30 protein-coding genes, 2 tRNA genes and 1 pseudogene are annotated in these 26,868 nt (G+C 31.2%); 26 read left to right on the top strand and 7 right to left on the bottom strand.

Annotated elements, in window-relative coordinates; genetic code table 11:
- Nucleotides 1–23: 23 nt before the first annotated feature.
- From MJ_RS06550 to MJ_RS06535, 5 genes are all read left to right on the top strand, one after another.
- The gene (locus MJ_RS06550) at nt 24–443 is read left to right on the top strand and encodes a DUF61 family protein (protein WP_010870736.1); all 420 of its coding nucleotides are present in this window, start codon (nt 24–26) and stop codon (nt 441–443) included.
- A 12-nt stretch (nt 444–455) separates the two neighbouring features.
- Nucleotides 456–626 carry a hypothetical protein gene (locus MJ_RS09595; protein ID WP_162828716.1) on the top strand — a complete coding sequence of 57 codons (171 nt, stop codon included), beginning with the start codon at nt 456–458 and terminating at the stop codon, nt 624–626.
- A 4-nt stretch (nt 627–630) separates the two neighbouring features.
- Nucleotides 631–867 carry a hypothetical protein gene (locus tag MJ_RS06545; protein WP_244409389.1) on the top strand — a complete coding sequence of 79 codons (237 nt, stop codon included), beginning with the start codon at nt 631–633 and terminating at the stop codon, nt 865–867.
- Nucleotides 868–1,083: 216 nt separating this feature from the next.
- The gene (locus MJ_RS06540; protein WP_010870735.1) at nt 1,084–1,362 is read left to right on the top strand and encodes a hypothetical protein; all 279 of its coding nucleotides are present in this window, start codon (nt 1,084–1,086) and stop codon (nt 1,360–1,362) included.
- The gene (locus MJ_RS06535) at nt 1,337–2,059 is read left to right on the top strand and encodes a glycosyltransferase family 2 protein (RefSeq protein ID WP_244409387.1); all 723 of its coding nucleotides are present in this window, start codon (nt 1,337–1,339) and stop codon (nt 2,057–2,059) included. The genes MJ_RS06540 and MJ_RS06535 overlap by 26 nt, the downstream gene beginning before the upstream one ends.
- A 19-nt stretch (nt 2,060–2,078) precedes the next feature.
- Here the strand turns inward: MJ_RS06535 and MJ_RS06530 are convergent, their stop codons facing one another.
- Nucleotides 2,079–2,960, bottom strand: a complete 882-nt coding sequence (locus tag MJ_RS06530) for a TIGR00341 family protein (protein ID WP_064496761.1) — start codon at nt 2,958–2,960, stop codon at nt 2,079–2,081.
- 138 nt (nt 2,961–3,098) lie between these two features.
- Here MJ_RS06530 and MJ_RS06525 point away from each other — a divergent pair, with 138 nt between their 5' ends.
- The 13 genes and pseudogenes from MJ_RS06525 to MJ_RS06465 all read left to right on the top strand — a co-directional run bounded on the left by MJ_RS06525 (nt 3,099) and on the right by MJ_RS06465 (nt 14,430).
- Nucleotides 3,099–4,784: an N-6 DNA methylase gene (locus MJ_RS06525; RefSeq protein ID WP_449405447.1), complete on the top strand. Its 1,686-nt coding sequence runs from the start codon at nt 3,099–3,101 to the stop codon at nt 4,782–4,784.
- Nucleotides 4,785–4,862: 78 nt separating this feature from the next.
- Nucleotides 4,863–5,168 (top strand): hypothetical protein, encoded by a 306-nt coding sequence (locus MJ_RS06520; protein WP_064496760.1) that lies wholly within the window; start codon nt 4,863–4,865, stop codon nt 5,166–5,168.
- 24 nt (nt 5,169–5,192) lie between these two features.
- Complete coding sequence (locus MJ_RS06515) at nt 5,193–6,458, top strand: restriction endonuclease subunit S (RefSeq protein WP_083774549.1); 1,266 nt, start codon at nt 5,193–5,195, stop codon at nt 6,456–6,458.
- Between the two features lie 41 nt (nt 6,459–6,499).
- Nucleotides 6,500–6,796, top strand: coding sequence for a nucleotidyltransferase family protein (locus MJ_RS06510; RefSeq protein WP_010870729.1), 297 nt, complete (start codon nt 6,500–6,502; stop codon nt 6,794–6,796).
- Between the two features lie 10 nt (nt 6,797–6,806).
- Complete coding sequence (locus tag MJ_RS06505; RefSeq protein WP_010870728.1) at nt 6,807–7,172, top strand: HepT-like ribonuclease domain-containing protein; 366 nt, start codon at nt 6,807–6,809, stop codon at nt 7,170–7,172.
- On the top strand, nt 7,156–7,404 hold the full coding sequence (locus MJ_RS06500; RefSeq protein ID WP_064496759.1) for a nucleotidyltransferase family protein: 249 nt from the start codon (nt 7,156–7,158) through the stop codon (nt 7,402–7,404). The genes MJ_RS06505 and MJ_RS06500 overlap by 17 nt, the downstream gene beginning before the upstream one ends.
- Before the next feature lie 58 nt (nt 7,405–7,462).
- The gene (locus MJ_RS06495) at nt 7,463–10,510 is read left to right on the top strand and encodes a type I restriction endonuclease subunit R (protein ID WP_064496758.1); all 3,048 of its coding nucleotides are present in this window, start codon (nt 7,463–7,465) and stop codon (nt 10,508–10,510) included.
- A 9-nt stretch (nt 10,511–10,519) separates the two neighbouring features.
- The gene (locus tag MJ_RS06490; RefSeq protein WP_010870725.1) at nt 10,520–10,852 is read left to right on the top strand and encodes a M56 family metallopeptidase; all 333 of its coding nucleotides are present in this window, start codon (nt 10,520–10,522) and stop codon (nt 10,850–10,852) included.
- 10 nt (nt 10,853–10,862) lie between these two features.
- Nucleotides 10,863–11,468 carry a CDP-diacylglycerol--serine O-phosphatidyltransferase gene (gene pssA, locus MJ_RS06485; RefSeq protein WP_010870724.1) on the top strand — a complete coding sequence of 202 codons (606 nt, stop codon included), beginning with the start codon at nt 10,863–10,865 and terminating at the stop codon, nt 11,466–11,468.
- 2 nt (nt 11,469–11,470) lie between these two features.
- Nucleotides 11,471–12,100 carry a protein kinase gene (locus tag MJ_RS06480; protein WP_064496757.1) on the top strand — a complete coding sequence of 210 codons (630 nt, stop codon included), beginning with the start codon at nt 11,471–11,473 and terminating at the stop codon, nt 12,098–12,100.
- Between the two features lie 27 nt (nt 12,101–12,127).
- Complete coding sequence (locus MJ_RS06475; protein ID WP_064496756.1) at nt 12,128–12,895, top strand: proteasome assembly chaperone family protein; 768 nt, start codon at nt 12,128–12,130, stop codon at nt 12,893–12,895.
- 97 nt (nt 12,896–12,992) lie between these two features.
- A pseudogene (locus MJ_RS06470) lies at nt 12,993–13,783 on the top strand (DNA-methyltransferase).
- Nucleotides 13,774–14,430: a BsaWI family type II restriction enzyme gene (locus tag MJ_RS06465; protein WP_244409385.1), complete on the top strand. Its 657-nt coding sequence runs from the start codon at nt 13,774–13,776 to the stop codon at nt 14,428–14,430. Before MJ_RS06470 ends, MJ_RS06465 begins: the two are co-directional and overlap by 10 nt.
- 11 nt (nt 14,431–14,441) lie before the next feature.
- On the opposite strand, the gene MJ_RS06460 is transcribed toward MJ_RS06465, so the two are convergent.
- From MJ_RS06460 to MJ_RS06445, 4 genes are all read right to left on the bottom strand, one after another.
- A complete protein-coding gene (locus MJ_RS06460; protein WP_010870720.1) occupies nt 14,442–15,662 on the bottom strand; it encodes a methionine adenosyltransferase in 1,221 nt (406 codons plus the stop codon).
- 120 nt (nt 15,663–15,782) lie between these two features.
- On the bottom strand, nt 15,783–16,463 hold the full coding sequence (locus MJ_RS06455) for a KEOPS complex subunit Pcc1 (protein WP_010870719.1): 681 nt from the start codon (nt 16,461–16,463) through the stop codon (nt 15,783–15,785).
- A 243-nt stretch (nt 16,464–16,706) separates the two neighbouring features.
- Nucleotides 16,707–16,782 (bottom strand) — tRNA-Gly (locus tag MJ_RS06450).
- Between the two features lie 34 nt (nt 16,783–16,816).
- Nucleotides 16,817–16,892 (bottom strand) — tRNA-Gly (locus MJ_RS06445).
- Between the two features lie 210 nt (nt 16,893–17,102).
- Here MJ_RS06445 and dnaG point away from each other — a divergent pair.
- The 8 genes from dnaG to MJ_RS06405 all read left to right on the top strand — a co-directional run bounded on the left by dnaG (nt 17,103) and on the right by MJ_RS06405 (nt 22,412).
- Nucleotides 17,103–18,368, top strand: a complete 1,266-nt coding sequence (gene dnaG, locus MJ_RS06440; protein WP_064496755.1) for a DNA primase DnaG — start codon at nt 17,103–17,105, stop codon at nt 18,366–18,368.
- Nucleotides 18,361–18,672, top strand: coding sequence for a UPF0058 family protein (locus MJ_RS06435; protein ID WP_010870717.1), 312 nt, complete (start codon nt 18,361–18,363; stop codon nt 18,670–18,672). The genes dnaG and MJ_RS06435 overlap by 8 nt, the downstream gene beginning before the upstream one ends.
- A 21-nt stretch (nt 18,673–18,693) precedes the next feature.
- Nucleotides 18,694–19,560 (top strand): ATP phosphoribosyltransferase, encoded by an 867-nt coding sequence (hisG, locus tag MJ_RS06430; RefSeq protein ID WP_010870716.1) that lies wholly within the window; start codon nt 18,694–18,696, stop codon nt 19,558–19,560.
- Between the two features lie 228 nt (nt 19,561–19,788).
- Entirely contained in the window at nt 19,789–20,142 is a 354-nt protein-coding gene (rpl7ae, locus tag MJ_RS06425; RefSeq protein ID WP_010870715.1) for a 50S ribosomal protein L7Ae, read from the top strand.
- 120 nt (nt 20,143–20,262) lie between these two features.
- The gene (locus MJ_RS06420) at nt 20,263–20,490 is read left to right on the top strand and encodes a 30S ribosomal protein S28e (protein WP_012980426.1); all 228 of its coding nucleotides are present in this window, start codon (nt 20,263–20,265) and stop codon (nt 20,488–20,490) included.
- Between the two features lie 57 nt (nt 20,491–20,547).
- Nucleotides 20,548–20,760 carry a 50S ribosomal protein L24e gene (locus MJ_RS06415; RefSeq protein WP_010870713.1) on the top strand — a complete coding sequence of 71 codons (213 nt, stop codon included), beginning with the start codon at nt 20,548–20,550 and terminating at the stop codon, nt 20,758–20,760.
- Between the two features lie 78 nt (nt 20,761–20,838).
- Nucleotides 20,839–21,930, top strand: a complete 1,092-nt coding sequence (locus MJ_RS06410) for a DNA cytosine methyltransferase (protein ID WP_209320024.1) — start codon at nt 20,839–20,841, stop codon at nt 21,928–21,930.
- 50 nt (nt 21,931–21,980) lie between these two features.
- The gene (locus tag MJ_RS06405; RefSeq protein WP_064496753.1) at nt 21,981–22,412 is read left to right on the top strand and encodes a RecB-family nuclease; all 432 of its coding nucleotides are present in this window, start codon (nt 21,981–21,983) and stop codon (nt 22,410–22,412) included.
- 19 nt (nt 22,413–22,431) lie between these two features.
- On the opposite strand, the gene MJ_RS06400 is transcribed toward MJ_RS06405, so the two are convergent.
- A complete protein-coding gene (locus MJ_RS06400; protein ID WP_010870710.1) occupies nt 22,432–24,717 on the bottom strand; it encodes a DHH family phosphoesterase in 2,286 nt (761 codons plus the stop codon).
- 215 nt (nt 24,718–24,932) lie between these two features.
- Nucleotides 24,933–26,795 (bottom strand): threonine--tRNA ligase, encoded by a 1,863-nt coding sequence (locus MJ_RS06395; protein WP_064496752.1) that lies wholly within the window; start codon nt 26,793–26,795, stop codon nt 24,933–24,935.
- Between the last annotated feature and the right edge of the window lie 73 nt (nt 26,796–26,868).

Raw genomic sequence — 26,868 nt, 5'->3', positions numbered from 1 at the left:
TAATATTTCATTTAACGTATAAAATGATTATCCTTGTGATGAGTATGAGAGATGTAGAAAAGATTATAAAAGGAATAATAAAAGATATGAATCCAAGGTTTAAAAGGAAAACTTTAAGAGAGTTATTGAGTGAAGAAAAACCACATGTAATAATAAACGGTAAAAGGCATAGGATAAAAAGGAGAGAGCTTGAGTTTTTAAAAGAGATAGCAAGTGAAGATTTAAAAATCCCTATTGTTTTAGAGGTTGATTCCTCTTTAGGAGGGGCTATAAAAATCAGTGGAAAAGAAGAAGTAAAAGTTATATCAAAGATTTTGGGGAAAGAGATTGATATTTTTTCAGAGAAGGATGTAATGTATATATATAAACCAGAACTAAAGATTGTTAGAAAAGAACTGCCGACAACAACACAGCTTATATTTAAATTATCTTTATTTGACTAAAAAGTGATAATTATGAAAAGAAAAAAATACTATGGGAAAGACCCAATAAAAAAGCTTTTAAATGACCCGGAAAAGAGAGAAAAGATTTTTAAATTTTTATTTATTTTGAATATATGGGTTTGGTTGATGGTATTTTTAGGGGCGGTGATTTTTATCATATTGATGATAAAGTATTATTGGTGAAATTTTGGATGATGAAAAACTGACTAAAAAGAGAGAATTACTATTTAATGCCATTTTTGACATTTATAAAATATTTCTTGGAGCAGGATTGACTTTATTAGTTGCTGTCGTTATTAAGGTTTCATTTTCTGAAGGTAGTTTTAATATTGGCTTATCACTAATTTTAACAGATATAACAATCATTATTTACATTAGCTTGCTGTTTGGAGCAATTTTATATGATATTTATAAAAGATTGTAACTTATTGTATCAACTTCCTTCCAACTTTCCAATACCAGACTGCAATAGCTGTAGCAAACAATGCCATAAATCCCAATATAACTAACACCAATATTGCAAAGGCATCCAACTGCATACTTCCAACCTCTTTTTATAACCAAAAAGATTATTAACTTTAAGTTATCTAAGTTAATATTTAACTGATAATTATATTTATAACTTTTATTTGGTGGTAGTATGAATATCTATGTTTGGTTATTTGCTATTATAGCTCTAAGCTTCTCTGCATTAGTGGGATTAAGATTATCATTTAAAAAGGGAACTGCCAATGTTTTAGTTGGGGAGTCAATAATTACCGTTGTTGCTGGGACGTTGATAGTTGTTATCTCCCAAAAATACAACCTTGCATTTGCCGATACTATAGCCTTAGCCATCTTTATATGTGGGGTTGTTGGGGCATTTGCCTTCTGTAAGGTTATAGGTGGAGATAATGAAAAAGCAAAACAGCCAAATTAATGAGATTAATAAAGATGAGATATTTGTAGTCGTTCCTGCATTCAATGAAGAAAAGATGATTGGAGAAACTTTAAAGAATTTAAAAAAAGAGGGCTATAAAAATATAGTAGTTGTTGATGATGGTTCAATGGATAAAACTTCAGAGATAGCTAAAAAAGAGGGAGTTATAGTCTGTAGGCATATATTGAATAGAGGGTTAGGGGGAGCTTTAGGGACTGGGATTAAATGTGCTCTGCTATATAAACCAAAAATCATCATTACCTTTGATGCAGATGGGCAACATCATCCAAAAGACGTTGAGAAGGTTGTTAAGCCAGTATTATTTGAAGGCTATGATATGGCTATTGGTAGTAGGATGATGGATAAGAATGAGTTAAAGAATATGCCATTAGTTAAAAGGATTGGGAATTTTGGCTTAAATTTTATAACTTATTTGATGGGAGGGTATTTTGTTACAGACAGCCAAAGTGGATTGAGAGCTTTCTCTTATGAAGCGGCTAAGAAAATAATAGGGGATTTAAAGAGTGATAGGTATGAAGTTTCCTCTGAATTTATAATTTTAGCTAAAAAACATGGATTAAAGCTTAAAGAAGTGCCAATAAAAACTATATATACTGAATATTCGATGAGTAGAGGAACTAATGTAATAACTGGGTTTAAAATTTTATTTAAGTTGATTATGCAGAAGATTTTTTAAAATGGAAAAATAAGAGTTTTTAATATTTTATTTTTTGATTTATCTTTCCAACTTTGTATTTTAAGCCAATGTAGCCACCAACATCTAATAACACTATGTTTATAGCCAACAGAATGAAGGTTATATAAATCAGATATAAGTCCATGGTAGCTAAAGCCATGCCCATTAATAAAGCTGGGATTAATATTGAAACATCAATTGTAACTCCAATGATTTCATACTCCTTTCCGCTTGCAATACTCATTCCCCCTGAAATACCTGCAATAATTGCAACAATAGCACTCAATATTATTGATGTCTCTGATAGATACTGTAAAACCAACTCTTTTGAAACAAAAAACAAACTTGGAATAAATGCACAAACTATAACAATCCCAGAGCAGAGGAGTTCTTTTTTCATCCCTTGGATGAATAACTCTTTATCTCCCAATACTGTTCCTATGGCACTTCCCATAACTGTATCAACTAAAGGTGCTATAATCATCGCCCCAATTAATGTTGGAATATTATGCTCTATCAATCCAATAACTCCCATGATACTTGCCAATATAACTTTAATTATAACATTTTTCGTAATTTTAACCATAGTTTTTGCTTTGTAGTAGAGTTCTAAAGGAGACAAGCTTGTTGAAGCTATTCCCTCCTCCCTACATGAGAATGTTATGTTTGCTGGCATTATTGTCACACTTCCATGACCTTTCTCTCCTAAACCTAATTTTTTTAATTCTAAAACTATTTTTTCTGCATCTCTTGCATCTGCGTTGCATGTTATGATGATTCCATCTTCAATTGATGTCTTTAATGGTTCAATTATTGATATTGAGTAGGCATTGTTCTTTTTTAAAATTTCCTCAACAGTATTTAGGAATTTTTTTGGAATGATGATTTTCATGTATCTCATTCTCTCACCAAACCACAACCTTTATATACACCCTACATCCAATTACATAGTGAAAACATTAAAATAACTATCTAAGTTGGTGATACCTTGAAACTTAGAAATGTTGAACCAAGGTTTTTGAAAGCATATAATATATTAATGGATAAATTTGGGCTATTCCCATTTACCTATGATATGGCTGAAAAGGTTCTTAAAGATAACTATGAAAATGTGAATGAAGTATTATCCAAGTTGGCTGATGCTGGATTATTGGAAAAGACAGCAAAGAAGGAAGATAAAAGAAAGAAAATTTATAAAATAAAGCCATTAACTACTGAAAAAATTGAAAAGGTAAGTAAAGATAAGTTAATTGGTTTGCTTAAGCAAGGGGCTGATTTGATAAGAACGCAGGTAGATTATAAAGTATTACTGTTATTTTTGTTTTTTAAGGCAATTAGTGATAAATATCTGTTAAAAGTTGAGGAGTTGAAGAAGGAGTTTGAAGATTTGGATGAAGAAGATATATATGTATTGGCAAATGAGGAAATTTTAGAGCTTTATGATGTTGAGGGTAAAAAGTTGTATGTATGGCATGAAGTAGCAAATAATCCAGAAGATTTTATAAATGCATTAAATAAAATTGTTGAGATGAATAAGGAGAAATTGAGTGGTTTAGATGAGTTGATAAAAAGAACTGGACTTCCTACATTATTTGAAAATGAAAATAGGCATATTGTTCAACATTTAATTAATTTATTTAGTAGAGCAGATTTTTCAGAAGCATCTTATGATATATTGGGAGATGCTTATGAATGGACTTTAAATTATTTTGCTCCAACAAAGGCAAAAGAGGGGGAGGTTTATACTCCTATTGAAGTTAGCAAACTAATTGCCCATTTGGTTGAACCAAAAGACGATGAGGTAATTTTAGACCCTGCATGTGGTTCTGGTTCTATGTTGATAGAGCAGTATAGATTTGCAGGTAGTAATCCAAATATTGTGTTGGTTGGGCAAGAAAGGAATGATGTTACTGCCGTTTTAGCAAAGTTGAATTTTATACTGCATGGAATTAACTTAAAAGATGCTAAGGTGTTTATTGGAGATTCTTTACTAAATCCAAAGTTTGAGAGTTTTATTNAAGAAGTTAAAGGTACTGGAAAAGCTGATAAGGTTGTAGCAAATCCACCATGGAATCAGGATGGTTACGATGAAAACACCCTAAAAGTGAATGAAAAATATAAAGATATTTATATGTATGGATTTCCAAATAAAAACTCCGCTGATTGGGCATGGGTTCAGTTGATAAATTATTATACTGAAAAAAAGGCGGGGATTGTTTTAGATTCAGGGGCTTTGTTTAGGGGAGGGAAAGAGAAGACAATAAGGAAGAGATTTGTAGATGATGATTTAATTGAGGCAGTTGTTTTATTGCCTGAGAAGTTATTTTATAACTGTCCTGCACCAGGGATTATTTTAATTTTGAATAAAAATAAGCCAGAAGAGAGAAAAGGAAAGATTTTGTTTATAAATGCCTCTAATGAATATATTAAACATCCAGAGGTTAAAAAATTAAACAAACTCTCTGATGAGAACATTGAGAAAATAGCAAAGGCATATAAAGAGTTTAAGGATGTTGATGGCTTTTGTAAGGTTGTAGATATTGAGGAGATTAGAAAGAATGATTATAATCTAAATGTTTCTTTGTATATCTCTCCAATTGAAGAAGATGAGGATGTTGATTTAGGAGAGGTTTATGAAGAGCTTAATAAATTGCATAATGAGTATTTGGAGAAGTTTGAGGTTGTTAAAGGTTATTTAGAGGAGATTAATGGGTTGATTAAATAGATATTTTTTTGAGGGATTTTAAGAGCTGGAAGTTAATTTAATTTGTTTGATTGATTAGAAATAAGTAAGGTGGTTAATATGGCTCCAAATACAAATTTTGCCAGTTTAGTTGCAGTAGCTGGATGTGTTTTGTTAGGATATAATTACTATACAGGCAATATATTTTGTGGAGTTATAGGTTCTTTATTATTATTTGGAGCTTTATGGAGCCTAAATGGAGGTAAAATTTGGGGTATTATATCGTTTATCATATCAGCAAGTATTTTCTGTTATATAAATTGGGACTTTATCCTTAATTTGTTATTCTATTCGATTATTGCTTTTATAGTTATGTCCATATTGATTTTAATTTTTGGGAATAATCGTGGAGGATATTATTACTAAATACTATTTTTTTTGGTGATAATTATGCAATTTTATAAAGAAGAGAATTTTAAAGAGATGCATGGGTTGAGAGTTCCAGAGGACTGGGAAGTTGTAAGAATTGGAGATTTTATAAAATATATTAAAGGTAAAAAACCAGCTGTTATGGTAGATGAAGAACTTGAAGGTTATTATCCTTATTTATCAACTGAGTATTTAAGGGATGGAATAGCTTCAAAATTTGTAAAAATAACCAATAAGGAAATTATTGTAAATGAGAATGATATACTGCTATTATGGGATGGTTCAAATGCAGGGGAGATATTTTTAGGTAAAAAAGGAATTCTTTCTTCAACAATGGTAAAATTAGAACAGAAAAATAAAATTATGGACGATTTATATTTATTTTATTCCCTAAAGTTAAAAGAAAGTTTTCTAAAAAGTCAAACAAAAGGAACTGGAATTCCACACGTAGATAAAAAAATATTTGAAAATATAAAAATCCCCCTCCCTCCCTTAGAAGAACAGAAACAAATAGCAAAAATATTAAGTGACTTTGATAACCTAATAGGAACAATAAATAAGCAGATTGAAGTATTAAATAAGGCAAAAAAGGGGATGATGAAAAAATTATTTACTAAAGGAGTTTTTGAGCATAAAAGTTTTAAAAAATCAGAGATTGGAGAGATTCCAGAGGATTGGGAGGTTGTTAAATTAAAGGAAGTAGTGGATATACAATCTGGAAAATATTTTAAATATTCAGAATTTTGTGAAAATGGTGTAAAATGTTTGAAAATCGATAATGTAGGATTTGGGAAAATTTTTTGGGAAACAGTTTCTTTTCTTCCAGAAGATTATTTGAATAAGTATCCACAATTAGTTTTAAAATCTGGAGATATAGTATTGGCATTGAATAGACCAATAATAGGTGGAAAAATAAAAATTGGAATTTTAAAGGATATAGATGAGCCAGCTATACTCTATCAAAGAGTAGGAAGATTTATTTTTAAAAGTGAAAAGATAGACAAACAGTTTTTGTTTTATTTGTTAATGAGTGAATATTTCAAAAAAGAACTTTCTAAATTGCTTATTGGGACTGACCAGCCTTATATAAGAACACCCGTCCTACTAAACATAAAAATCCCTCTTCCTCACTTAGAAGAACAAAAGGCAATGGCTGAAAGATTAAAAAGTATAGACAACCTAATAGAAATAAAAAGAAAAGAAAAAGAACAAATAGAAAAAGCAAAAAAGAAAATAATGAATCTACTACTAACTGGAAAAATAAGAGTAAAAAATTTAAATTTTTAAAATAAAATTTTTATTGTTAATAAAATTTTGCTGGTGAAATTATGAAAACTCTCTCTGAAATAAAAGAAATCCTAAGAAAACATAAAAAAATACTCAAAGAAAAATATAAAGTTAAATCTATCGCTATATTTGGCTCTTATGCAAGAGAAGAACAGAAAGAAACATCAGATATAGACATATTAATTGACTACTACGAGCCAATAAGTTTATTAAAATTGATAGAGTTAGAAAATTACTTATCAGATTTATTGGGAATTAAAGTTGATTTAATCACTAAAAACTCCATCCACAACCCTTATGTAAAAAAATCCATTGAAGAAGACTTAATTTATATTTAATGGTGGTTAAATGCCGAAGAGAGATATAAAGGCATTTTTATATGATATTTTAGAGTATATGGATGACATAATTAACTTTACTAAAAATATGGAATATGAGGAGTTTATAAACAATAAGGCAATAAAATATGCGGTTGTTAGATGCTTAGAGGTTATTGGAGAGGCGGTTAAAAAGATACCAAAGGATATTAGAGAAAAATATCCTCACATCCCATTCAAAGAATTGGCTGGAATGAGAGATAAATTAATCCACCAATATTTTGGTGTAGATTATCTAACCGTTTGGGAGACAGCAAAATATGAAATTCCAGAGATAAAGAAAGAATTTGAAAAGATTATAAAAGACATTGAGGGGAAGGATGAAAACTCTCTCTGAAATAAAAGAAATCTTAAGGAAACATAAAAAAGAATTAAAAGAAAACTATAAAGTTAAATCTATCGCTATATTTGGCTCTTATGCAAGAGGAGAGCAGAAAGAAACATCAGATATTGACATTATGGTTGAGTTTTATGAAACTCCGGATTATCTCAAATTCTTTGAGTTGGAGGATTATTTAGAGAATATTTTAAATATCAAAGTTGATTTAATTACAAAAAACTCAATTTAAAATCCATACATTAAAAAATCCATTGAGGAAGATTTAATTTTTATTTCAGGTGAATAAAATGCCGATTCCGGAGATTTACGTCCATAATGATATAGAAGAGAATTTAAATAAATTAGGTTGGAAAGAATTGGAGGGATATGAAGGGGAGGCATTTAGCAACTACATAATAAAACCAATATTAGAGGAGCAACTAAAAATTATAAACGACCACATAGGAGAATATAAAGATGAATTTATTGAGAAAGCAATAAATAAACTAATAAATGAACCAAAACCAGAGGAGATTTTAGATTATATTAAAAATGGAATATTAATAACCTTAGATAAGGGAAGAAAAGGGCAAGTTTCTAATAGAGTTAAATTAATTGATTATAAAAATATTGAGAAAAATATCTTCAATTATGCCCACGAATTGAAATTTAAAGGAAACGACAACATTATCCCAGATTTTACCCTATTTATTAATGGAATTCCCATAATTATTATAGAGGCAAAAAGAGAATTTTCTGAAAAAGAAACTTATGAAGAGGCGATAAATCAAATAAATAGATATGAAAGGGAAGCTCCTAAACTATTCAACTATGTGCAGTTTGCCATTGTTTATGGAGATGAAAAACTTTATATCCCAACATATCCAAACGAAGAAAAAGAAGATAGATTTAAAAAGCCATACAAATGGAAAAATGAGAAAAAAGAGGAAGATATTTGGGATTTATTAAAAAGGGAGAGAGTTTTAGATACAATAAAGAACTTTATATTTTTTAGTAAAGACAGGGCTGGAAGAAAAACTAAAATTATCCCGAGATATATGCAATATTGGGCAGTAAAAAAAGCTTATGAAAGAATAACCAACTACCTAAACAACAAAGATTATAAAAATAGGGGATTAGTTTGGCATTGGCAAGGTAGTGGAAAAACCTTCGAAATTTTATATTTGGCGGAGTTATTTTATAATGAATTTAAAAACAAAGACCCTATTGTTTTTATAATGGTGGATAGGAGAGAGTTAGAGACTCAATTTAATGATGATATCATTGCCTTACAAAATGCGAATTTTAAAGATTGCTTCAAAAAAATTAACAGTGTTGAAGAACTTAAAGGAGTTTTAGAGGACATAAAAGAGTCAGAAAATAACCCAAATATTTCAGAGAAGGGCGTTTATTTGGTTATGATGCACAAATTTGATAAAAATAAATTAAAGGACTTTATAGAATCTTTTGGCTCAATTGATAAAAAAGAAATTTTGATTTTGAGGGATGAAGCTCATAGAACTGAATCAGGTAAATTTGCCACCCTAAGAAACAAAATTTTAAAAAACGCCATTGCCATTGGTTTTACTGGAACTCCCGTTCATAAAAAAGATATGAGCACATTTAAAGAATATGCCTATCCACAAGAAGGAGAGTTTTATTTAGATAGGTTTTTTATTGAGGAATCGATAAAAGAGGGCTTTACTTTGCCTTTAATCTGGAGAGTTGTTAAACCAGAGGATATAAAAGATATCTCAGAGGAAGAAATAAAAAACATTATAGAAAAATTGTTTGTTGATGAAGAAGATGCTGATAAGATTGTTGTATCCAAAAAAGAAATTGCCGAGAAAATAAAATTATCTGATTTATTAAAAAGTGAAAGCAGTATAAAAGAGGCATCAAAATACATAGCAGAGCATATTTTAGAAGACACTGAAAACTTTAAATTCAAAGCCATGGTTGTAGCTCAAGATAGAAAATCATGCATTTTGTTTAAAAAATATTTAGACGAATATCTTAAGGAAAAAATAAAAAACTACAATGAGAACTGGACTCAGGTTGTTATTACATATATTCACAATGATGATGTAGAAATTGAGAATTATAAAAAAGAGATTGAAAAAAAATATGGTAAAAATGTAGATGAATTAAACAAAAAATGGACTGAAGATTTTATAAATAAAGAAAATCCAAAAATTTTAATTGTCAATAAAAAACTATTGACCGGTTTTGATGCTCCAATATTAAAAACTATCTACATCCACCAATTTCTTAAAGATTATCTCTTACTTCAAGCATCTGCAAGGGCAAACAGACCAGCAAAAAATAAAAAATATGGACTTATTGTTGATTTAACAGGAATATTAATTGAAAACTACAAAAAGGCAATTGAGAACTATAACCTATACAGAGATGAAGCAATAAATAAGGATATTTTAAACAACTTATTTGTTGAAACATCAAAAATCTGGGAGAGCTTTTTAACGAAGTTAAATGAGTTTAAAGAGTTGTTTAAGTTAATTGTAGGGATTGAGTTTGATGATTTCATTGTAAATCTAAAAAAACAGAAAAACTCAAAAGAATTTAAAAAAATTATAAGCAAAATTATCCTAAGTGATAAATTTGACTATTTCTATGCAAAACTTAGAGAACTTATTCAATTATTTGAGGCTGTTGGGGCTTATGGAGAAAAGTTAAATTATTACGAAACCTATGAATGGCTAAAAATAATATCTGCTGGAATAAATAAGCAGATGAGACCTAAAAGTTATAAAATTCCTTACAATCAAATAAAAAAGGAAGTAATAAAATATTTAGAGTTTGATACTTATGCAGACATTGCTTCAACCTCAATAAATCCTCAACTATTGGAGAATTTAAAAAATAAAGATGAAATTAATGTAATAGTTGCAGATATGATCTATTATGCTTTAGATACACTTCAAAATAAAAAAGAGCCAATATATAGGATGATATACGACAGAATAAACGAGTTAAAAAACGCATATATTTCAAAAACTAAAAAAAATGAGTATGTGATTAATGAACTAATAAATTGCTTAAATGCATTAAAAACCTACGAAGAGGAGGAAAAAACATTATCAAAATCAGAAAAGGCAATAAAAAATATGCTGTTTTATTTAAAGAATGTAGAGAACTGCAATATTAAAAAACTTCCACTAACTGAAAAGACCTTAAAAAATTTGGAAGATAAAAAATTAATAAAACCAAGTGATTTTGATAAAATTAAGAAATTCTTATTTGTTGATTTGAAAAATGCTATTAAAGAAACTGAAAAAAGAAGAAAAGTATCAAATAAAATAGTTGAAGAAATTATTAAACCAATTTTTATTTAATGTGATATAATGAAAGATAGAAAAATATTAAACGAAATATTGAGTAATACAATAAATGAACTAAACCTAAATGACAAAAAAGCAAACATAAAAATCAAAATAAAGCCACTTAAAAGAAAAATTGCCTCTATCTCATTGACCAATAAGACAATTTATATAAATAAAAATATACTGCCTTATTTAAGTGATGAAGAAATAAGGTTTATTTTGGCTCATGAGCTTCTACATCTAAAATATGGAAAATATCACATAAATGAATTTGAAGAAGAACTTTTATTTTTATTTCCAAATAAAGAAGCAATTTTAATAAACCTTATAAACAAACTGCATCAGAAAAAATAAAGGAGGGAGTATGTTTAGCATAAGAAAGATAATAACAATCTCTGACTATGTAACAATGCTGAATATCATAACAGGACTTTTAGCTATCTTACTAAATAGCTTTTCATTAATCTACCTCTCAATAATCTTTGATTCTTTAGATGGATATGTAGCAAGAAAAACTGGAACTGTCTCTGACTTTGGGGCTGAGTTAGACAGTATTTCAGATGTAGTTAGCTTTGGAGTAGCTCCTGCTTATCTATTATATAACAACTTTGAATCAAACTTAGCTTTGATATCAGCAATAATATTCTGCCTCTGTGGAGCTTTAAGATTGGCAAGGTTTGGGATTTTGAATGTTAAAGGTTTTATTGGCTTGCCAATTCCTGCAGGAGCTTTATTGTTAGTTGGATTCTGCCAATTAATTAATAGCTATTTAATTAACTCAATATTGGCAATATTAATAGGGCTTTTGATGATTAGTGATATAAAATATCCGAAGTATCCTAATAAGATATTTATCTATATATTTGCTGTCTCCTTATGTTTGGCTATAGTTGGAATCCCACACTTTGCTTTAATGTTGTGTTTAATCTACGCTATTTATGGAATAATCAAATATATAAGAGGTGATTAACAATCAACAAAGAAATCCTCAAAAAAATCCCAGAGAATATTTTAAATAAAGATGCAATAAACAAATTAGAAAATAAAGGAGTAAAAATTGTAGATGTTTTAGGAAAAGGACATAGAGGGGTTGTATTAAAAGGCATATACAATAACAAGGAGGTAGCCATAAAAATCCCAAGAACAGACAGCCCAAAAAACACCATAGAACATGAGGCAAAGATTTTAAAACTCTTAGAAAAATATGACATAGCTCCAAAGGTTTATGAATTTGATAGCGATTATTTAATCATGGAATTTATAGATGGAGAGGAGTTAAAATCAGCCGTTGATAAATTAGATAAAGATAGATTGCTAAAAGTAGTTGAGGATATTTTAAAAATTACTCTAAAACTTGATATCTTGGGGATTGAGCATAAGGAGATACAGGGAGGGAGGCATTTTTTAATTACCAATAAAAAAACCTACATCATTGATTTTGACAAAGCTAAGGAAAAGAAAACCACGAAAAACTTCACTGGAGCTATAGCTTTATTGTTTGGAGAAGGAAGAATAGCAAAAACCATAAGAGAAAATCTAAATATTGGAATTGATGAAATAAAATTTATAAGGGAGTTTGCAAAAAAATATAAAAAGCTCTAATGATAATAAATTATTAAGGTGATGTTTATGGTTAAAATTATCACAAGAAAGGTAAAAGACATCGAACCATTAGAAAATGCGTTATTAATTGAAGGACTGCCAGGAATTGGACACGTTGGTAGATTGGCAGCTGAGCATTTAGTCCATGAATTTAAAGGAGAGAAGTTTTTAGAACTCTTCTGTTATGACTTCCCACCACAAGTTTTGGTTAAAGATGATGGAACTATTGAATATATGTGTGCCGAATTCTATGCAATTAGAGAGCCAAAGCCAATGATTGTTGTTTTGGGCAACACTCAAGCGTTATCCCCAATTGGTCAATACCACTTAGCTGAAGAGATTGTTAAAATAGGCATAGAGTATGGAGCTAACTTTGTCTATACCTTAGGTGGCTTTGGAGTTGGAAAGCTATGCGAAGAAGTTAAAGTTTATGGAGCTACAACATCAAAAGAACTTGCTAAAAAGTTAAAAGAGCATGATATCTTATTCAGAACTGATGGGGGAGGAATTGTTGGAGCTGCTGGTTTAATGCTGATGTTTGCAGATTTAAATGGAATTCCTGGAATCTGCTTAATGGGAGAAACTCCAGGCTATCTAATAGACCCAAATGCTGCAAAAGCAGTTTTAGAAAAGTTCTGCAAGCTTGAAAATATAGAGATTAATATGGAAGAGTTGGAGAAGAGAGCCAAGGGCATGGAGCAGTTTATTGAGAAGATTAAGAAGTTTGAAGAAGAGATGCTAAAAGCTGCCCAGGCAAAACCACCAAGTGAAGAGGATTTAAGATACATTGGATAAACAATTAACTTTAAATATTATCTTCTCTTTTTTTAATTTTAATGGTTTTCCCTTATTTTATTAAAAATTTAAATCCATTTTGAGTGTTAATCTTTCAATGAAGGTGATTATTGTGAAAATCTGGAATAAAATCAATGGAATAACTCTAATAAATGATGATTTTTTAAATGTGGATTTACCTAATGAAAGTATTGATTTAATAGTTACTTCTCCTCCATATAATGTAGGAATTGACTACAACCAACACGATGATACAATTCCTTATGAGGAATACTTAGATTGGACAAAACAATGGTTAAAAAAGGCACTAACTCTTTTAAAAAAGGATGGACGGCTTTGCTTAAATATCCCATTAGATAAAAATAAAGGAGGGATAAAACCAGTCTATGCCGATATAGTTAAAATTGCCTTAGATGTTGGATTTAAATATCAAACAACAATTATATGGAATGAACAAAATATATCAAGGAGAACAGCGTGGGGTAGCTTTATGAGTGCTTCTGCTCCTTATGTTATTGCTCCAGTTGAAACTATTGTAGTTCTATATAAAGAAAGCTGGAAAAAGCTTTCAAAAGGAGAATCTGATATAACTAAGGAAGAATTCATTGAATGGACTAATGGTTTATGGACTTTTCCGGGGGAGAGTAAAAAAGAATTGGACATCCAGCACCATTTCCGTTAGAACTCCCAAAAAGATGTATTAAACTTTTTAGCTATGTGGGAGATACTGTCTTAGACCCATTCTTGGGCAGTGGAACAACAGCAATAGCCGCATATAAATTGAGAAGAAAAGCTATTGGTGTAGAAATAGATGAGAAATATTTTGAATTAGCAATAAAAAGAGTCTCAAGAGAATGTTGCACTTTGGAGGGTTTATTATGGAAATAAACCACATATCTAAGATTTTAGAAAAAGAGAGGGAAGAATACATTAGAAATAAAGTTGAAGAATATTTAAAACAAGGTTTTTCTAAGGATGATGCGGTAAATAAGGCAAATCAATCATGGAGAACTTACATTGGACATAGAATTCAAGATGTTATTTACAATCTACTTAAAAAATTTTTAAAAGATAGCGGATTAAAAGTAACTACTGACAAAGCTTTAAATAATAGAAATTTACCAGAAGAATTGGATAAAGTTAAAAGATTGATAGCCATAAATTATGGTGAATATCTTTTCCTTCCAGATGCAGATGTTATTGTTTATAAAGTTGAAAATAATGATATAAAAATAATAGCAATCATTTCAGTTAAAAATTCTTTTAGAGAAAGAAGATTTGAAACAACATATTGGAAACTAAAATTGAAAGAGTCCCCAGTAACTTCACATATAAAGGTATTCTTAGCCACTCCAGATAAAGACAATGAAATTTCTTATAAATGTCCAAATGGAAAACCTAAAAAGATGAGAATAATCTTAGAATACGAACTTGATGGAATATATTTCCTAAAAGAGGACTTTGAAGAAACAGAAAAAGCAAAACATTTTGGAAAAATTGTTGAAGACATTATAGAAATTTCTAAGAAATTATAATTTATTTAGATTTAGAATGTAGTTACTTTTCCTTCAACAATCATCTTTTGAACTTCCATGATGTTATCTAACCATTTATTGGCTATCTCTTTTGCTTTTGGTTCAATATCCTTTATATCATAGCTATCTTCAGTTATAATTTCTATATCTAAAGCCTTTGGCTCATTGATTGGCTTACCAATTTGGCTTAATATTCTAACATAGCACTCTTTAACTCCTTCCAATTTGGCAATATCGTTTGCTATTAAGTTTGCTAAGATATTGTAGATTTTACCAACGTGATTTACTGGGTTTTTACCACTTGCTGCCTCCATACTCATAGGTCTGAATGGAGTTATCAATCCATTAACTCTATTTCCTCTCCCAACTGAACCATCATCCCCCATCTCTGCTGATGTTCCAGTAACTGTTAGATAGACACTCTCCCTCTCATAATCATCTGCTGTATTTATATGAATTTCAACCTCATATCCATCAGCTATCTTCTTAGCTAAATCTTCAACCTTCTTTCTAACCTTTTCAATAACTTCCTTATATTCCTCAATATTTTTAACATACCTATCAACAACAGCCATAGCAATGGTTAAAGTTATCTTCTTACCCTCTCTTAATCCCATAACCTTTATGTCCTCTCCTACAGCTGGAATCTCATTCTTTAACTCATCACTATTTAAAAATCTCTCTGTTTCTAAAACTAACCTCTCTGTTGTTGATAATGGAGCATAACCTACTCCAAATGATGTATCATTAGCTAAAGGAACTTCATTCTTTTGTCTCTCAAAGACATCAACTAAATCCATACTTCCCTGCCCAATTCTGCAGTCAATAATAACATCTTTATCAACATCAACATTTCTTAAAACCTTCTTTAAATATTCTTTAGCAGCTTTAACAGCAGTTGTTCCTACTGGGAGCTTTATAACTTCATTTTTCTCCTTATCTAAGATTTCCATTGTTGCTCTTCCAGATAATAAAATATAAATAGGGCTTACCATTACTCCTCCTCCAAACTTAGGATATGCATGTCCCCCTACAAGCTCAACTTGGTCTGTATTGTGGTGCAAAATAGTTCCAAACTTCTCCATGTACATCTTACATAAAGCCCTACTAACACTCTCAGCAATACCATCACAAATTGAATCTGGATGCCCCAATCCCTTCCTCTCAACAATTTCAGTTGGTCTTTCTTCAATTGGTTCAACATCTAATTTTTTTACAATTATGTTTCTCATCTATATCACCATGTCCTAATTATCAATAAGTAAAATGATAAAATAAATTTTTTATATTTAAAGTTAATCCTCTTATAAAATAGAAAGCTAAAAACTCCCTAAATTAGAAAAAATATTTTATTAAATTCTCTTTACCATCCTTAACCATCCTTTGACGACTTCTTTTTCCTCAAAACCCAATCTTTTATAGAATTCTATAGCCCCTTTATTCTCTACCCCAACCCACAACTCAACAATTCTCCTCCCTCTTTTTTTAGCATATTCAATAGCTTTGTTTATTAGAGCGGTTCCAATCCCTCTCCCCCTAAAATCTGGGTCAACAAATATTTCATGGATTTCGGCAACCTCTCTTTTTTCTATATTACTTATCCAATTGCAATCACAAGCAACAAAACCAACAGGCTTTCCATTAACTTCACAAACAAAAAATCCATCCTCATCTCTCTTCATCAACCATTTAAAATACCATCTTGCCCATTTTTTCTTTTTATAATAATATTTATCAAATCCCCTATATGCCTTAAAATAAAGCTCAAGAAAGTCATCTAAGTCATCTTTAGTTACATTTCTTATTGTATAGGTTTTTATTAAGTTATAAACCTCCATAGCTGCATTTTGACATCTGAAGAAATCATCTAATATTGATTTTAATGAGCCAATGGAGTGGGTTTTTATATACAATGTGGGCTTTTTTTCACATTTTAAATTAATTTCAATGCTATTATTAATGTAGTTATCAACCTCTAAGCTTCTACAAACTTCTTTTGGAATTTCTAAGTGTAAAATTAGCTGGACTCTCATAATCTCACAGAAATAATTTAAATTTATTAATTTAACTTTATGAATATATAGATGTAAAATAAAAAATAAAGATTGGTGCGCCGGCCGAGGATTTAAACGAACCTTTTAGTAAAAGGTTCATCAAAACGGATGCATTGCTTCCTTTAAGGAAGCAATGCCTCTTAGATTAAAGTGGGGCTGAACGAAGTGAAGCCCCGCTCTGGGGTATACCAATAGGGGCTTTGCCCCTATGGAAATAAATTATGGTGCGCCGGCCGGGATTTGAACCCGGGTCGCTGGCTTGGAAGGCCAGAGTGATACCAGGCTACACCACCGGCGCATGTCCAAATCAAGCCCTGGCTAATTGAAGCCAGTGGTGCGGCCTCCGGGATTTGAACCCGGGGTCCGGGCGTGGCAGGCCCGTGTGTTACCAGGCTACACCAAGGCCGCTCCATTGCAAGCAACAATAACATACTCAGAACTACTATAAATACTTTTCGGTTTTATTGTATTAAATATTTTAATTAATGTCTTGAATTATAAGAATAGGCGTCAAAATAAAAATAATTTTTTATACTTTGATTTGTTTTATTAGATTATGTTAGATATTGTGAGATTACTCTCACTCATGAGACTGGTAGAATTTTACTGGTGATTATTATGGATTTAGGAACTACTAAGTATATCATTTATGCAGAACTCATTGCTGATGGTTATGTTGAAAAACATGATGTTATTGGAGCAATATTTGGGCAGACGGAAGGGTTGTTAGGGGATGAGTTAGATTTGAGAGAACTACAAAAAACGGGAAGAGTTGGAAGGATAGATGTAGAGCTAACCAATATTAATGGAAAGTCAATAGCCAAAATAACAGTCCCATCAAGTTTGGATAGGATTGAAACCTCTATATTAGCTGCCACTTTAGAAACAATTGATAGAGTAGGACCATGTGTAGCAACAGTTAAAGTAATAGATATTGAGGACATTAGGAAAAAGAAGAGAGAATACATAGTTGAAAGAGCTAAGGAAATATTGAAGCAGTTGATGAGCAACATAGATGTGAATACAATTATTGAAGAAGTCAAAGAAAGTGTAAGAATGGGAGAAATTATTGAATATGGCCCTGAGAGATTGCCAGCAGGTCCTGCAGTAGATAGTTCAGACGATATTATAGTTGTTGAGGGAAGGGCAGATGTTTTAAACTTATTGAGGTGTGGCATTAAGAATGTGATAGCTGTTGAAGGAACCTCTGTCCCTAAAACTATCATAGAGCTTAGTAAGAAAAAGATAGTAACTGTCTTTACAGATGGAGATAGAGGAGGAGAACTGATTTTAAAAGAGTTACTACAAGTTTGTGATGTTGATTTTGTGGCAAGAGCTCCACCAGGAAAGGAAGTTGAAGAGTTATCTAAAAAAGAAATTATGAAATGTTTAAGAAGTAAAATCCCTGCTGAGCATATATTGGCTCAAATATTAAAGGATAAACAAAAAATTGATGAAAAAGTATGTAAAGATGAAATTAGAAATATGGGGATTCAAACAATACCAGAAATAAAACCTGAAATAAGTATAACATCTAATGATGATGTGGAAGTTTCAAGTGTTGAGTGTAATCCATCTAATAATGAAGAACTACCACCTAAATATAACAAATACCGAAAGTTTTATGAAAAACTTATTGAATTAGAAGATTCTAAAGTGTTAATTATTAATGGGGATAAAGAGGAAATTGTTAGTATTGAGGAGTTAATTAATAATACAGATAACTATAAATCTATTGACGCAATTATAATTAATGGGACAGTTACTCAAAAACTTATAGACATCTTATATGAAAAGACAAATTTAATTTTCTGTAAAGATGCAAAAATCATAAAAAAGCCAGTTAATTTAACACTCATCACTTTCGGTGATTTAAATGCATAAAGATGAGCTGATTCAATTACACCAACTCCTTATCTATTTAAGAAAATATATCGAAAAAAAATATAATTGCGACAATAACGAATTTAAAGAGTATGATGAGTTAAATATCTATCCCCATCATATTCACAGAACAAAGGCAGAGCATATATATACCATCTTTTTACTTTCAAGTATTATAGCAAAAATTTTATCTGATAATGGGAAAATCCCAAGAAGCGTATCAAACTTACTTAGAGTCAGTGGAGAAAAAATAAAAAAAGAAATTCAACGAAAGAGATGCAAAATAAAAAATACAAATACATGAATATAATAATTACGTGAGAAGATGATAATGTTTGCATTACCAAATAAAGGGAGGATTTCAGAGCCAGTAATGAAAGTTTTAGAGAAGGCAGGATTAAAGATTACAGTTAAGGGAAGAAGTTTATTTGCTAACACTGTAGATGACAACATCAAAGTAATGTTTGCAAGAGCAAGAGATATTCCGGAGTTTGTGGCTGATGGTGTTGCAGATATAGGAGTAACTGGCTATGATTTAGTTTTAGAGAGAAATGTTGAAGATAAAGTTGATTTCCTATTAGATTTTGGTTTTGGATTTGCAAAACTGGTTTTAGCCGCTCCAGAGAGCTCAAATATAAACAGCATAGACGATATAAAAGAAGGGATGAGAGTAGCAACAGAATTCCCAAACCTAACAAAAAAATACTTTGAAAAATTAAATAAGAAAGTTGAGATTATTGAACTTAGTGGAGCAACAGAGATAGCTCCATTCATAGGAATAGCTGATTTAATTAGTGATTTAACATCTACAGGAACAACTTTAAGGTTGAATAGGTTAAAAGTTATAGATGAAATTGTCTCATCAACTACAAGATTAATAGCAAACAAAAACAGCTTAAAAGATAAAGAGAAAAGAGAAAAAATAAATCAAATAGTTATTGCCATAAAAAGTGTTTTATTTGCTGAAACAAAAAGATTAATTATGATGAATGCCCCAAAGGATAAAGTCGAAGAGATTAGAAAATTAATTCCAGGAATGGCTGGTCCAACAGTTTCTAAGGTTTTATCTGACGATAATATGGTAGCTATTCATGCCGTTGTTAATGAGGATGAGATATTTACCTTAGTTCCTAAGCTTCATGCTTTAGGAGCGAGAGATATATTGGTGGTGCCTATTGAGAGGATTTTATAAACTTACCCAAAAGTTTTATATACTAAAAGTCAATATGTTGTTATACCTATTCTAAGCCACGATGATAACTACAGGGCTTTTGCAGGAAAATATTTCTTATATAAAAATATGCACCTTATAGATGCAAAATTCCTTATAAATATCAACAAGTGCAAAAGCCCTGTAGGAGTGGGCAATTCCCTCCGGATTGCCCATTTTTTAGCAAAGAGATGAAGGAGGTTGAAAGACATGGCAGTTTATGTAAAATTTAAAGTTCCAGAAGAAATTCAAAAAGAGCTATTAGATGCAGTTGCAAAAGCACAAAAAATCAAAAAAGGAGCTAACGAAGTTACAAAGGCAGTTGAAAGAGGTATCGCAAAATTAGTTATCATTGCTGAAGATGTTAAACCAGAAGAAGTTGTTGCTCACCTCCCATACTTATGTGAAGAGAAAGGAATTCCTTACGCTTACGTAGCTTCAAAGCAGGATTTAGGTAAGGCTGCTGGATTGGAAGTTGCTGCATCATCAGTTGCTATCATCAACGAAGGAGATGCTGAAGAGTTAAAGGTATTAATTGAAAAGGTAAATGTTTTGAAGCAGTAAATTATTAGAACGCTATTTAACCATCAATCAATAGTATATAGTTATTATTATATAAATTATGAAACACTACTACTAACTTTTTTATAAATTTTAAACCTTCATTAATATTAGGTGATGAGGATGGAAGATGAATTTGTTTATAAGGAAGCAGTAGCTGCTGAAGTTATTGAAGTCATTGGTAGAACAGGGGTTACTGGAGGAATTATACAAGTTAGATGTAAAATCTTAGGTGGAAAAGATACTGGAAGAGTTTTAGTTAGAAACGTTAAAGGTCCAGTTAAAGTTGGAGACATTATTATGTTAAGAGAAACAGAGAGAGAAGCAAGACCATTAGACAGAAGAAGATAAATAATTTAATCTTAAATTATTTTAAAATCACTGAAACACTATTAAAGGGGGATAGCTATGCCAGAATGGAGAACATGCAGCTTTTGTGGTTATGAAATTGAGCCAGGAAAAGGAAAAATGGTCGTAGAAAAAGATGGGACTGTATTATATTTCTGCTCATCCAAATGTGAGAAAAGCTACAGAATGGGAAGAAATCCAAGAAAATTAAAATGGACTAAAGTCTATCAAGATATGAAGGCAGAGTTAAAGAAAGCTCAAGAATCACAATAAGTTATTTGGCTTTTTTGGTATTTAATTTAAATTTTTAAATTTATTTTATTTTTTAAATAACCTTTTATTTTGGTGATAATGTTGAAATTTATTGATTTATTTTGTGGATGTGGGGGATTTTCAAGAGGGTTCGTGGAAGAGGGTTTTGAGCCATTGGTAGCTATAGAGTTAAATGAAGATGCCGCTTTTTCTTATGCATTAAATTTTAATGGTCAAATATATGAAAAAATAAGACCTGGAGAATTCAAATTGAAAGAATTAAAGGGCTATGTTGGAATCTACCCATTCAAATTTCCTTTTGAAGAGGAAGATATAAAGTGGCTAAAAAGACTGGGAACACTAAATGAAAAAACCAAAAAATTAAGTCCTGTTGTTATTAATGATGATATTAGAGAAATTCATGCAATTGAGATAGAAAAGTTCATCAAAAATAAAAAAGTAGATGTTATTATTGGCGGTCCTCCCTGTGAAGGTTATACAGGAGCTAATCCAAAGAGAGAGAAAAATCCTTATGATAGATTGTATAAAGACGAAACTGGAAGATTAGTTTTAGAATATATAAGGATTGTTGGAGATTTACAACCAAAAATATTTGTTATGGAAAATGTTCCTGGTATTAAAGAAGTTAGAGGGGCAATAATAAAAGAGTTTAGAGAAATTGGTTATGAGGACGTTTATTTCAACACTTTAAGAGCTGAAGATTACGGAAATCCATCTGTTAGAAGAAGAGTTTTTGTTTCAAACATAGAAATTAACCCAGAAAAAACTCAGCCAAAAACTGTTATTGAGGCAATAGGAGATTTAATGTATAAAGGTAGAGATGTCCCAAATCATGAATTCGCCGCTCTACCTGCAAGGTTTAGGAAGAGAGTCCATAAATTAGGTTGGGGAGATGCATTTATCTATTTCAAAGGAGCCAATAGAAGGTTGGGGAATTATATAAGGTTGCATCCACTTAAATTAGCTGAGACAGTTATGGGTAAGAGGTTCTTTATCCACCCTTATGAAGATAGATTATTGACACCAAGAGAACAGGCAAGGTTGATGAGTTATCCTGATTACCATCTATTCGCTGGAGGTATAAGAAGCTGTTATAATCAGATTGGGGAAAGTGTTCCTGTGGCTTTAAGTAGAGCTATAGCCAGGGTGATTAAAGAAAACTTAAAATAAAAAAATGAAAAATAAATAAAAAAATACAAAAAACTAAAAAGGTGAGAAAAATGTTTATTTGTTTGCATAACACATACAGTGCTAAGCAAGTAGAAGAGTTTGGAAGAATCGCTTATGGATTTGATATCAACACAATAGTTGTAACAAAGGCAACTGCATCAGCTGCTCAGAGTGGAATTCCAACACTACATAAAATGGCATACAAATTAGGAAAGAATGTTTTATTCTTTGAAGAGTTAGATGATGCTATAGAAGTTTTAAGACCTGAGAAAGTGTTTTTAATTGGAAATAAAAGTATCTGTGATGAGAAGGTAGATTTTAATGAAGTTGGAGAAAATGATTTGGTTGTTTTCTGTGGAGCTTCAACCGGTTTCACAAAATTAGAGTTAGAGAAAGGTTTAGGGAGATATATAGTAGAAAATGAGATTGGAGCTTTAGGTAATTTAGCTATCTTCTTATATGAGATGAGCAAAAAAATCTAAAAAAATTATTTATTATTTTTTATTGCTCTTTTGGCTTCATATTTTTGATGATTTCAATAAATCTACCAATTACTTTATCTCTTAACCCCTCAACAAACTTCAAGCTACCTGCACACTCATGACCTCCTCCATCCAAAGATGCCTCAGGAATCTCCTCCATTAATTGCTCAACTATTAAGTTTAAGTTGAAATTGTATTTTTCATGAACTGCATCTGTAGCTCTAACAACTCCAAAGTCAGGGCCATAGGAGAGAGTTATGATTGGCTTATCCTCACCATATTTTTGAACTATATAGTCATGAGCAAATCCAGTTGTTTTTCCTGGAGCTGGGAAGGTAAATTTGTGGGCATATTTCTCAACATCTAATGTATTTAATATAATTCCATTCTCTAAGAATTCTGTTTTTAAAGCTGGAATTACTGCCTTCATCTGTCTTTCAACCATCTTCATTGCCTGCTCATACAATATGTCTATAAGTTCTTCATGTCTTCCAAACTCTTTTATGTTTGTTGCTAATATATCATCAACAATTCCCTTACCATCCATGAATCTTAAGTAGAACGCCTCAAAATCCATACATAGGGCTATTTTCTCCAAATACTCTCTATCGTAAGTTCTTCCTTTACCGTATTTTTTACTCAATTCATTCAATCTGTCAAGGGCTATTTTTACATACTGTTCCGCTTCCTCTCCTTTAGCATGGTCTCCAACAACTGCTATTCCTGGAATATGCTTTATCTCATCCTCAACATCTGGATTAATCATCCTCGCTATTTCAGTTCCTAATACTCCAGCGGTTAAATTGCTATCTCCTCCAACTAAGTATGGATTGACATGAGCATCTACGTAGTCATCAACCTCAACTTTTCCATCAACAACCTCTCCAGGGAAGTGGTGGTCTATTACAATAACCTCTATACCATAAGCTTTAGCTTTGGATATGGCTGGAATATCTTCATCAGTACTTCCATTATCAATCAATACAATCAAAGGTAGTTTCTGACCAAATTTCAAGGCATCTTCTATAGAGAATACCAAATCCTTTGTTACATCTTCTAATTCATAGAATGGTGCTTTTGACGGCCTCCTTTTAAAGAAGTGCCATATTGCATCAACGTCTATGGCAAATTTATCAATTATTGGTAATATTGCCTTTTCTAAAGCAATTCCTCCACAATAACCATCTGTATCTGCATGATGTCTAATAATTATTGGTCTTCCGTCTAAAACTGCCTTCCTAATTCTCTTAGCAACATCCGCCATTTTTGGTCTCAATCTCTCTAAAACTTCACTCTTAACTAAGAATGGAATATCCTTAGCTGGCTCTGCCCTTCTATCAATTTCTTCCTCTATTTTTTTCCTAATTTCCTCTGCCTCATCTCCTTCCAATTTTTGAAGCTTTATCCTTTCAATCTGTAATCTTCCATCCCTTATTGTTACTCTACCAATAACATCAACTATGTCTCCAACTTTAACATCCGGATGAGCTCTCAAACCGGCTATTTCTAAAGCAGCTACCCATGCAAAGTCAGTTCCATCTGTTATGGTGAATACTGTAGGTCCTGGTGTCTGAACAATCTGAACAACCTCTCCTCTTATATGCACAACCTGGTCTCTCATCTCAACTAAATTTTGGGATATGTCCTTTATCTGAGACAATGGAACTTCTTTTTCATATTTAACTAAATCATAGGTTGTTAGTGGGATGTATTTAAAGTCAATCTCTCTCTTTTCTGGTCTTACATCTATTGCTTGAACTATGATTTCATCACCAACATTTAAATTCTCCAATCTTAAGCTTATCATGTCTCTTGGTCTTAAAAGCCCTCTAACTTGTTCATTTAAATTGATAAAAGCTCCATACTTCTCAATTCTTGTAACTACTCCTTTGTAAAATTTACCTGGCTCAACATCATAGAATGTTGCCAATTCATCAAACACATATACATTTCTAAGCCCTTTCTTTCTCTCTTCCTCTTCTTTTAGACATTTATCACACAATGTCCTATCTTTAAAGTCAGGATATTTACCAATTATAGCTCCGCATCTATCACATTTAACTACCTTTCCACTTCCACCACAAAAATCACATTTTGCATAAACTGGAACTTTTCCTGTCCCTTTACATTTAGGGCAGGGAATTTCTCCATAATCTAAGTCATAAGTTGCTCTCTTAGAAACTCTTTTCATGTGTTGCTTTGGTGAAAATTCATCTATAAATCCAGTTCCCTCACATACAGGGCATGTTTTGTATTTAACTACTTTCTTTCCTGTTCCATCACAAATTGGACACTTTACTATCATGTTCTCCCCCAGATAATTGTAAAAAAGACCTTGGCTTTAAATTACTAACATTTATTTAAGTTAATATAATGGATGATATTTTTATATGATTTATTATATAGAAAATAGACAGCAAATAGTTATTTAAAAATAAAATATCAATTGTTATTTATATAGTTTTTCATGCATGTGATAAAAACAATAAGAAGAATATTTAGTATAGCTATAAAAAATTTTTAATGGAACTTTGGCTGTAATGAGCATCTTATTGGCAATGGTAAAGGCCTATATGGGTAGTTAGCAGTTTCTTTTTTAATCCTTTCAATCAACTCATCTAATGTCATCTTCTCCTTATATGGTTTCTTTAAGGTTGATTTTTCTCTAATAGTAACTGTCAATTTGTCAGATTCCATTTCCTCATCTCCAATAACTACAACGTAAGGAACCCATTCTTTTCCTGCATTTCTAATCTTTTTGCTTACACTTTCTTCTCTATCATCAAAATCTGCCCTAATGTTGTTTTCTCTCAACTTCTCAGCTACTTTTAAAGCATAGTCATAATGTCTTTCAGCCACTGGAATAACTCTAACTTGTATCGGAGAGAGCCAAACAGGCAACATTGGAGCATTTCCTTTTTCAGCCTCTATAGCAGCTTTTTCCAACAAACCACACAAAACCCTCTCAATTGAACCAGTTGGTGAGCAGTGCAATATTATTGGATAAATCTCTCCTTCATTTGTATGCACTTTTATATCAAATCTCTTAGCACTCTCAACATCTATTTGCACGGTTGGGTTCTCAATAGGTCTTCCTAAGCTGTCTATTACAGCAATATCTACCTTACCAACCCAATAGTGTTTTCTTTTTGGTAAAATCTCTAAAATTACATCTTTCCCATATTTGTTCTTATATTCCTTTGCTATTTTAAAGAACCAATCCCTATGCTCATCAAAGAAGTCCTTTGTGAATCTAAATATTACTGAATAGCTTAGATTTAAATCATCCCCAGTTTTTAAACATTCCCAGAACTGTTTTTCAAACTCTTCCATTGCTTGCTCTAAGTTTAAGCAGACAGTATGCATATCAGGCATTGTAAAGCATCTCAATCTCTTTAAACCAACCAACTCCCCCCTCTGCTCATATCTAAAGCTGTATGTTGATAATTCATAGAGTTTTAATGGCAAATATCTTGGCAATAGATACATATCCTTTTTCATCATAAACTGCCCAAAGCATGCTGCAAATCTTAGCATTAGCTCTTTATTTCCTTGTCTAAACCTATACTGCCTCTCTCCAAATTTATCAGCATGTTCCCTAATAGCAGGGTTTCCTAAATCATACATAATTGGTGTTTCTACTGGCATAGCTCCCATATTGACAACTAAGTTATAAACATAATCAGCTAACAAATCTCTCATCAACTTGCCCTTTGGATACCATCTGAAATGTCCAGGGTCTGATGCTTCCTCATAACTGCAGATATCCTTTTCTTTAATAAACTTTACATGAGGAGGTTCATCATGTTCTTTATGCTCTCTAATTCCCAATTCATGTTTAGCTAAAGCTAACAACTCTTCATCTTTAATTATATTTATGTTGTTTTCATTCAATTCAATAATTTCCTCTGTTTCTGGGTTTAATAAGTAGAATTTTGATTCTTCTCCTTCTTCTTTCTTTTCTTCCTTAGCTACAATCTTTCTTGACAACTCACTCAAAGGATGTCCTTTACAGCTGATTTTAAATGCCTTATACCATCCAAATGGTGCTCTTAAGACATTATAACCTCTCTCTTTTAAAATACTCTCAATGTCTTTTAAAACCTTAACTGCTGTTTCTGGTGAGGATAAATCACTTGATAGATGTGCATAAGGATAAACAACAATATTATTGACCTTTAATTGATTAGCAACTTTCTCAATCTCTTCAACTGCTCCTATTGCAGTTCCTTCTGGATTGTTTTCATCTTCTCTTTCAACTGCAATAAAGCAGGCTAAACACTCATCCAACTTACCTTTTAAGTTTTCTGTTTCCTCTGCAATCTTGGTTTTTTCTTTAGCTTCAAACTCTAAGTAATCAGAATGGATTAGTAGCATCTTCATATTATCCCTCAATTAAATTTTAGATAAAGATAATTATAAAAGAAAAAGATATATTAAATATTTTTGCTTTGTT

This window comes from Methanocaldococcus jannaschii DSM 2661 (genome assembly GCF_000091665.1).
Taxonomy (GTDB): Archaea; AGJL01; Methanococci; order Methanococcales; family Methanocaldococcaceae; genus Methanocaldococcus; species Methanocaldococcus jannaschii.
This window is presented reverse-complemented; position numbering and strand designations above follow the sequence as displayed.

Bases quoted from the DNA above. Each gene is read 5' to 3' on its own strand.
- MJ_RS06415 (WP_010870713.1), top strand. From the start codon at position 20,548: ATGCCAGAATGGAGAACATGCAGCTTTTGTGGTTATGAAATTGAGCCA.
- MJ_RS06495 (WP_064496758.1), top strand. From the start codon at position 7,463: ATGCCGATTCCGGAGATTTACGTCCATAATGATATAGAAGAGAATTTA.
- MJ_RS06455 (WP_010870719.1), bottom strand. From the start codon at position 16,463: ATGAGAGTCCAGCTAATTTTACACTTAGAAATTCCAAAAGAAGTTTGT.
- pssA (WP_010870724.1), top strand. From the start codon at position 10,863: ATGTTTAGCATAAGAAAGATAATAACAATCTCTGACTATGTAACAATG.
- MJ_RS06420 (WP_012980426.1), top strand. From the start codon at position 20,263: ATGGAAGATGAATTTGTTTATAAGGAAGCAGTAGCTGCTGAAGTTATT.
- rpl7ae (WP_010870715.1), top strand. From the start codon at position 19,789: ATGGCAGTTTATGTAAAATTTAAAGTTCCAGAAGAAATTCAAAAAGAG.
- MJ_RS06505 (WP_010870728.1), top strand. From the start codon at position 6,807: ATGCCGAAGAGAGATATAAAGGCATTTTTATATGATATTTTAGAGTAT.
- MJ_RS06490 (WP_010870725.1), top strand. From the start codon at position 10,520: ATGAAAGATAGAAAAATATTAAACGAAATATTGAGTAATACAATAAAT.
- MJ_RS06520 (WP_064496760.1), top strand. From the start codon at position 4,863: ATGGCTCCAAATACAAATTTTGCCAGTTTAGTTGCAGTAGCTGGATGT.
- MJ_RS06465 (WP_244409385.1), top strand. From the start codon at position 13,774: ATGGAAATAAACCACATATCTAAGATTTTAGAAAAAGAGAGGGAAGAA.
- MJ_RS06410 (WP_209320024.1), top strand. From the start codon at position 20,839: ATGTTGAAATTTATTGATTTATTTTGTGGATGTGGGGGATTTTCAAGA.
- MJ_RS06460 (WP_010870720.1), bottom strand. From the start codon at position 15,662: ATGAGAAACATAATTGTAAAAAAATTAGATGTTGAACCAATTGAAGAA.
- MJ_RS09595 (WP_162828716.1), top strand. From the start codon at position 456: ATGAAAAGAAAAAAATACTATGGGAAAGACCCAATAAAAAAGCTTTTA.
- dnaG (WP_064496755.1), top strand. From the start codon at position 17,103: ATGGATTTAGGAACTACTAAGTATATCATTTATGCAGAACTCATTGCT.
- MJ_RS06395 (WP_064496752.1), bottom strand. From the start codon at position 26,795: ATGAAGATGCTACTAATCCATTCTGATTACTTAGAGTTTGAAGCTAAA.
- MJ_RS06535 (WP_244409387.1), top strand. From the start codon at position 1,337: ATGAAAAAGCAAAACAGCCAAATTAATGAGATTAATAAAGATGAGATA.
- MJ_RS06500 (WP_064496759.1), top strand. From the start codon at position 7,156: ATGAAAACTCTCTCTGAAATAAAAGAAATCTTAAGGAAACATAAAAAA.
- MJ_RS06435 (WP_010870717.1), top strand. From the start codon at position 18,361: ATGCATAAAGATGAGCTGATTCAATTACACCAACTCCTTATCTATTTA.
- MJ_RS06400 (WP_010870710.1), bottom strand. From the start codon at position 24,717: ATGATAGTAAAGTGTCCAATTTGTGATGGAACAGGAAAGAAAGTAGTT.
- MJ_RS06530 (WP_064496761.1), bottom strand. From the start codon at position 2,960: ATGAGATACATGAAAATCATCATTCCAAAAAAATTCCTAAATACTGTT.
- MJ_RS06475 (WP_064496756.1), top strand. From the start codon at position 12,128: ATGGTTAAAATTATCACAAGAAAGGTAAAAGACATCGAACCATTAGAA.
- MJ_RS06405 (WP_064496753.1), top strand. From the start codon at position 21,981: ATGTTTATTTGTTTGCATAACACATACAGTGCTAAGCAAGTAGAAGAG.
- MJ_RS06510 (WP_010870729.1), top strand. From the start codon at position 6,500: ATGAAAACTCTCTCTGAAATAAAAGAAATCCTAAGAAAACATAAAAAA.
- MJ_RS06540 (WP_010870735.1), top strand. From the start codon at position 1,084: ATGAATATCTATGTTTGGTTATTTGCTATTATAGCTCTAAGCTTCTCT.
- MJ_RS06550 (WP_010870736.1), top strand. From the start codon at position 24: ATGATTATCCTTGTGATGAGTATGAGAGATGTAGAAAAGATTATAAAA.
- MJ_RS06515 (WP_083774549.1), top strand. From the start codon at position 5,193: ATGCAATTTTATAAAGAAGAGAATTTTAAAGAGATGCATGGGTTGAGA.
- hisG (WP_010870716.1), top strand. From the start codon at position 18,694: ATGATAATGTTTGCATTACCAAATAAAGGGAGGATTTCAGAGCCAGTA.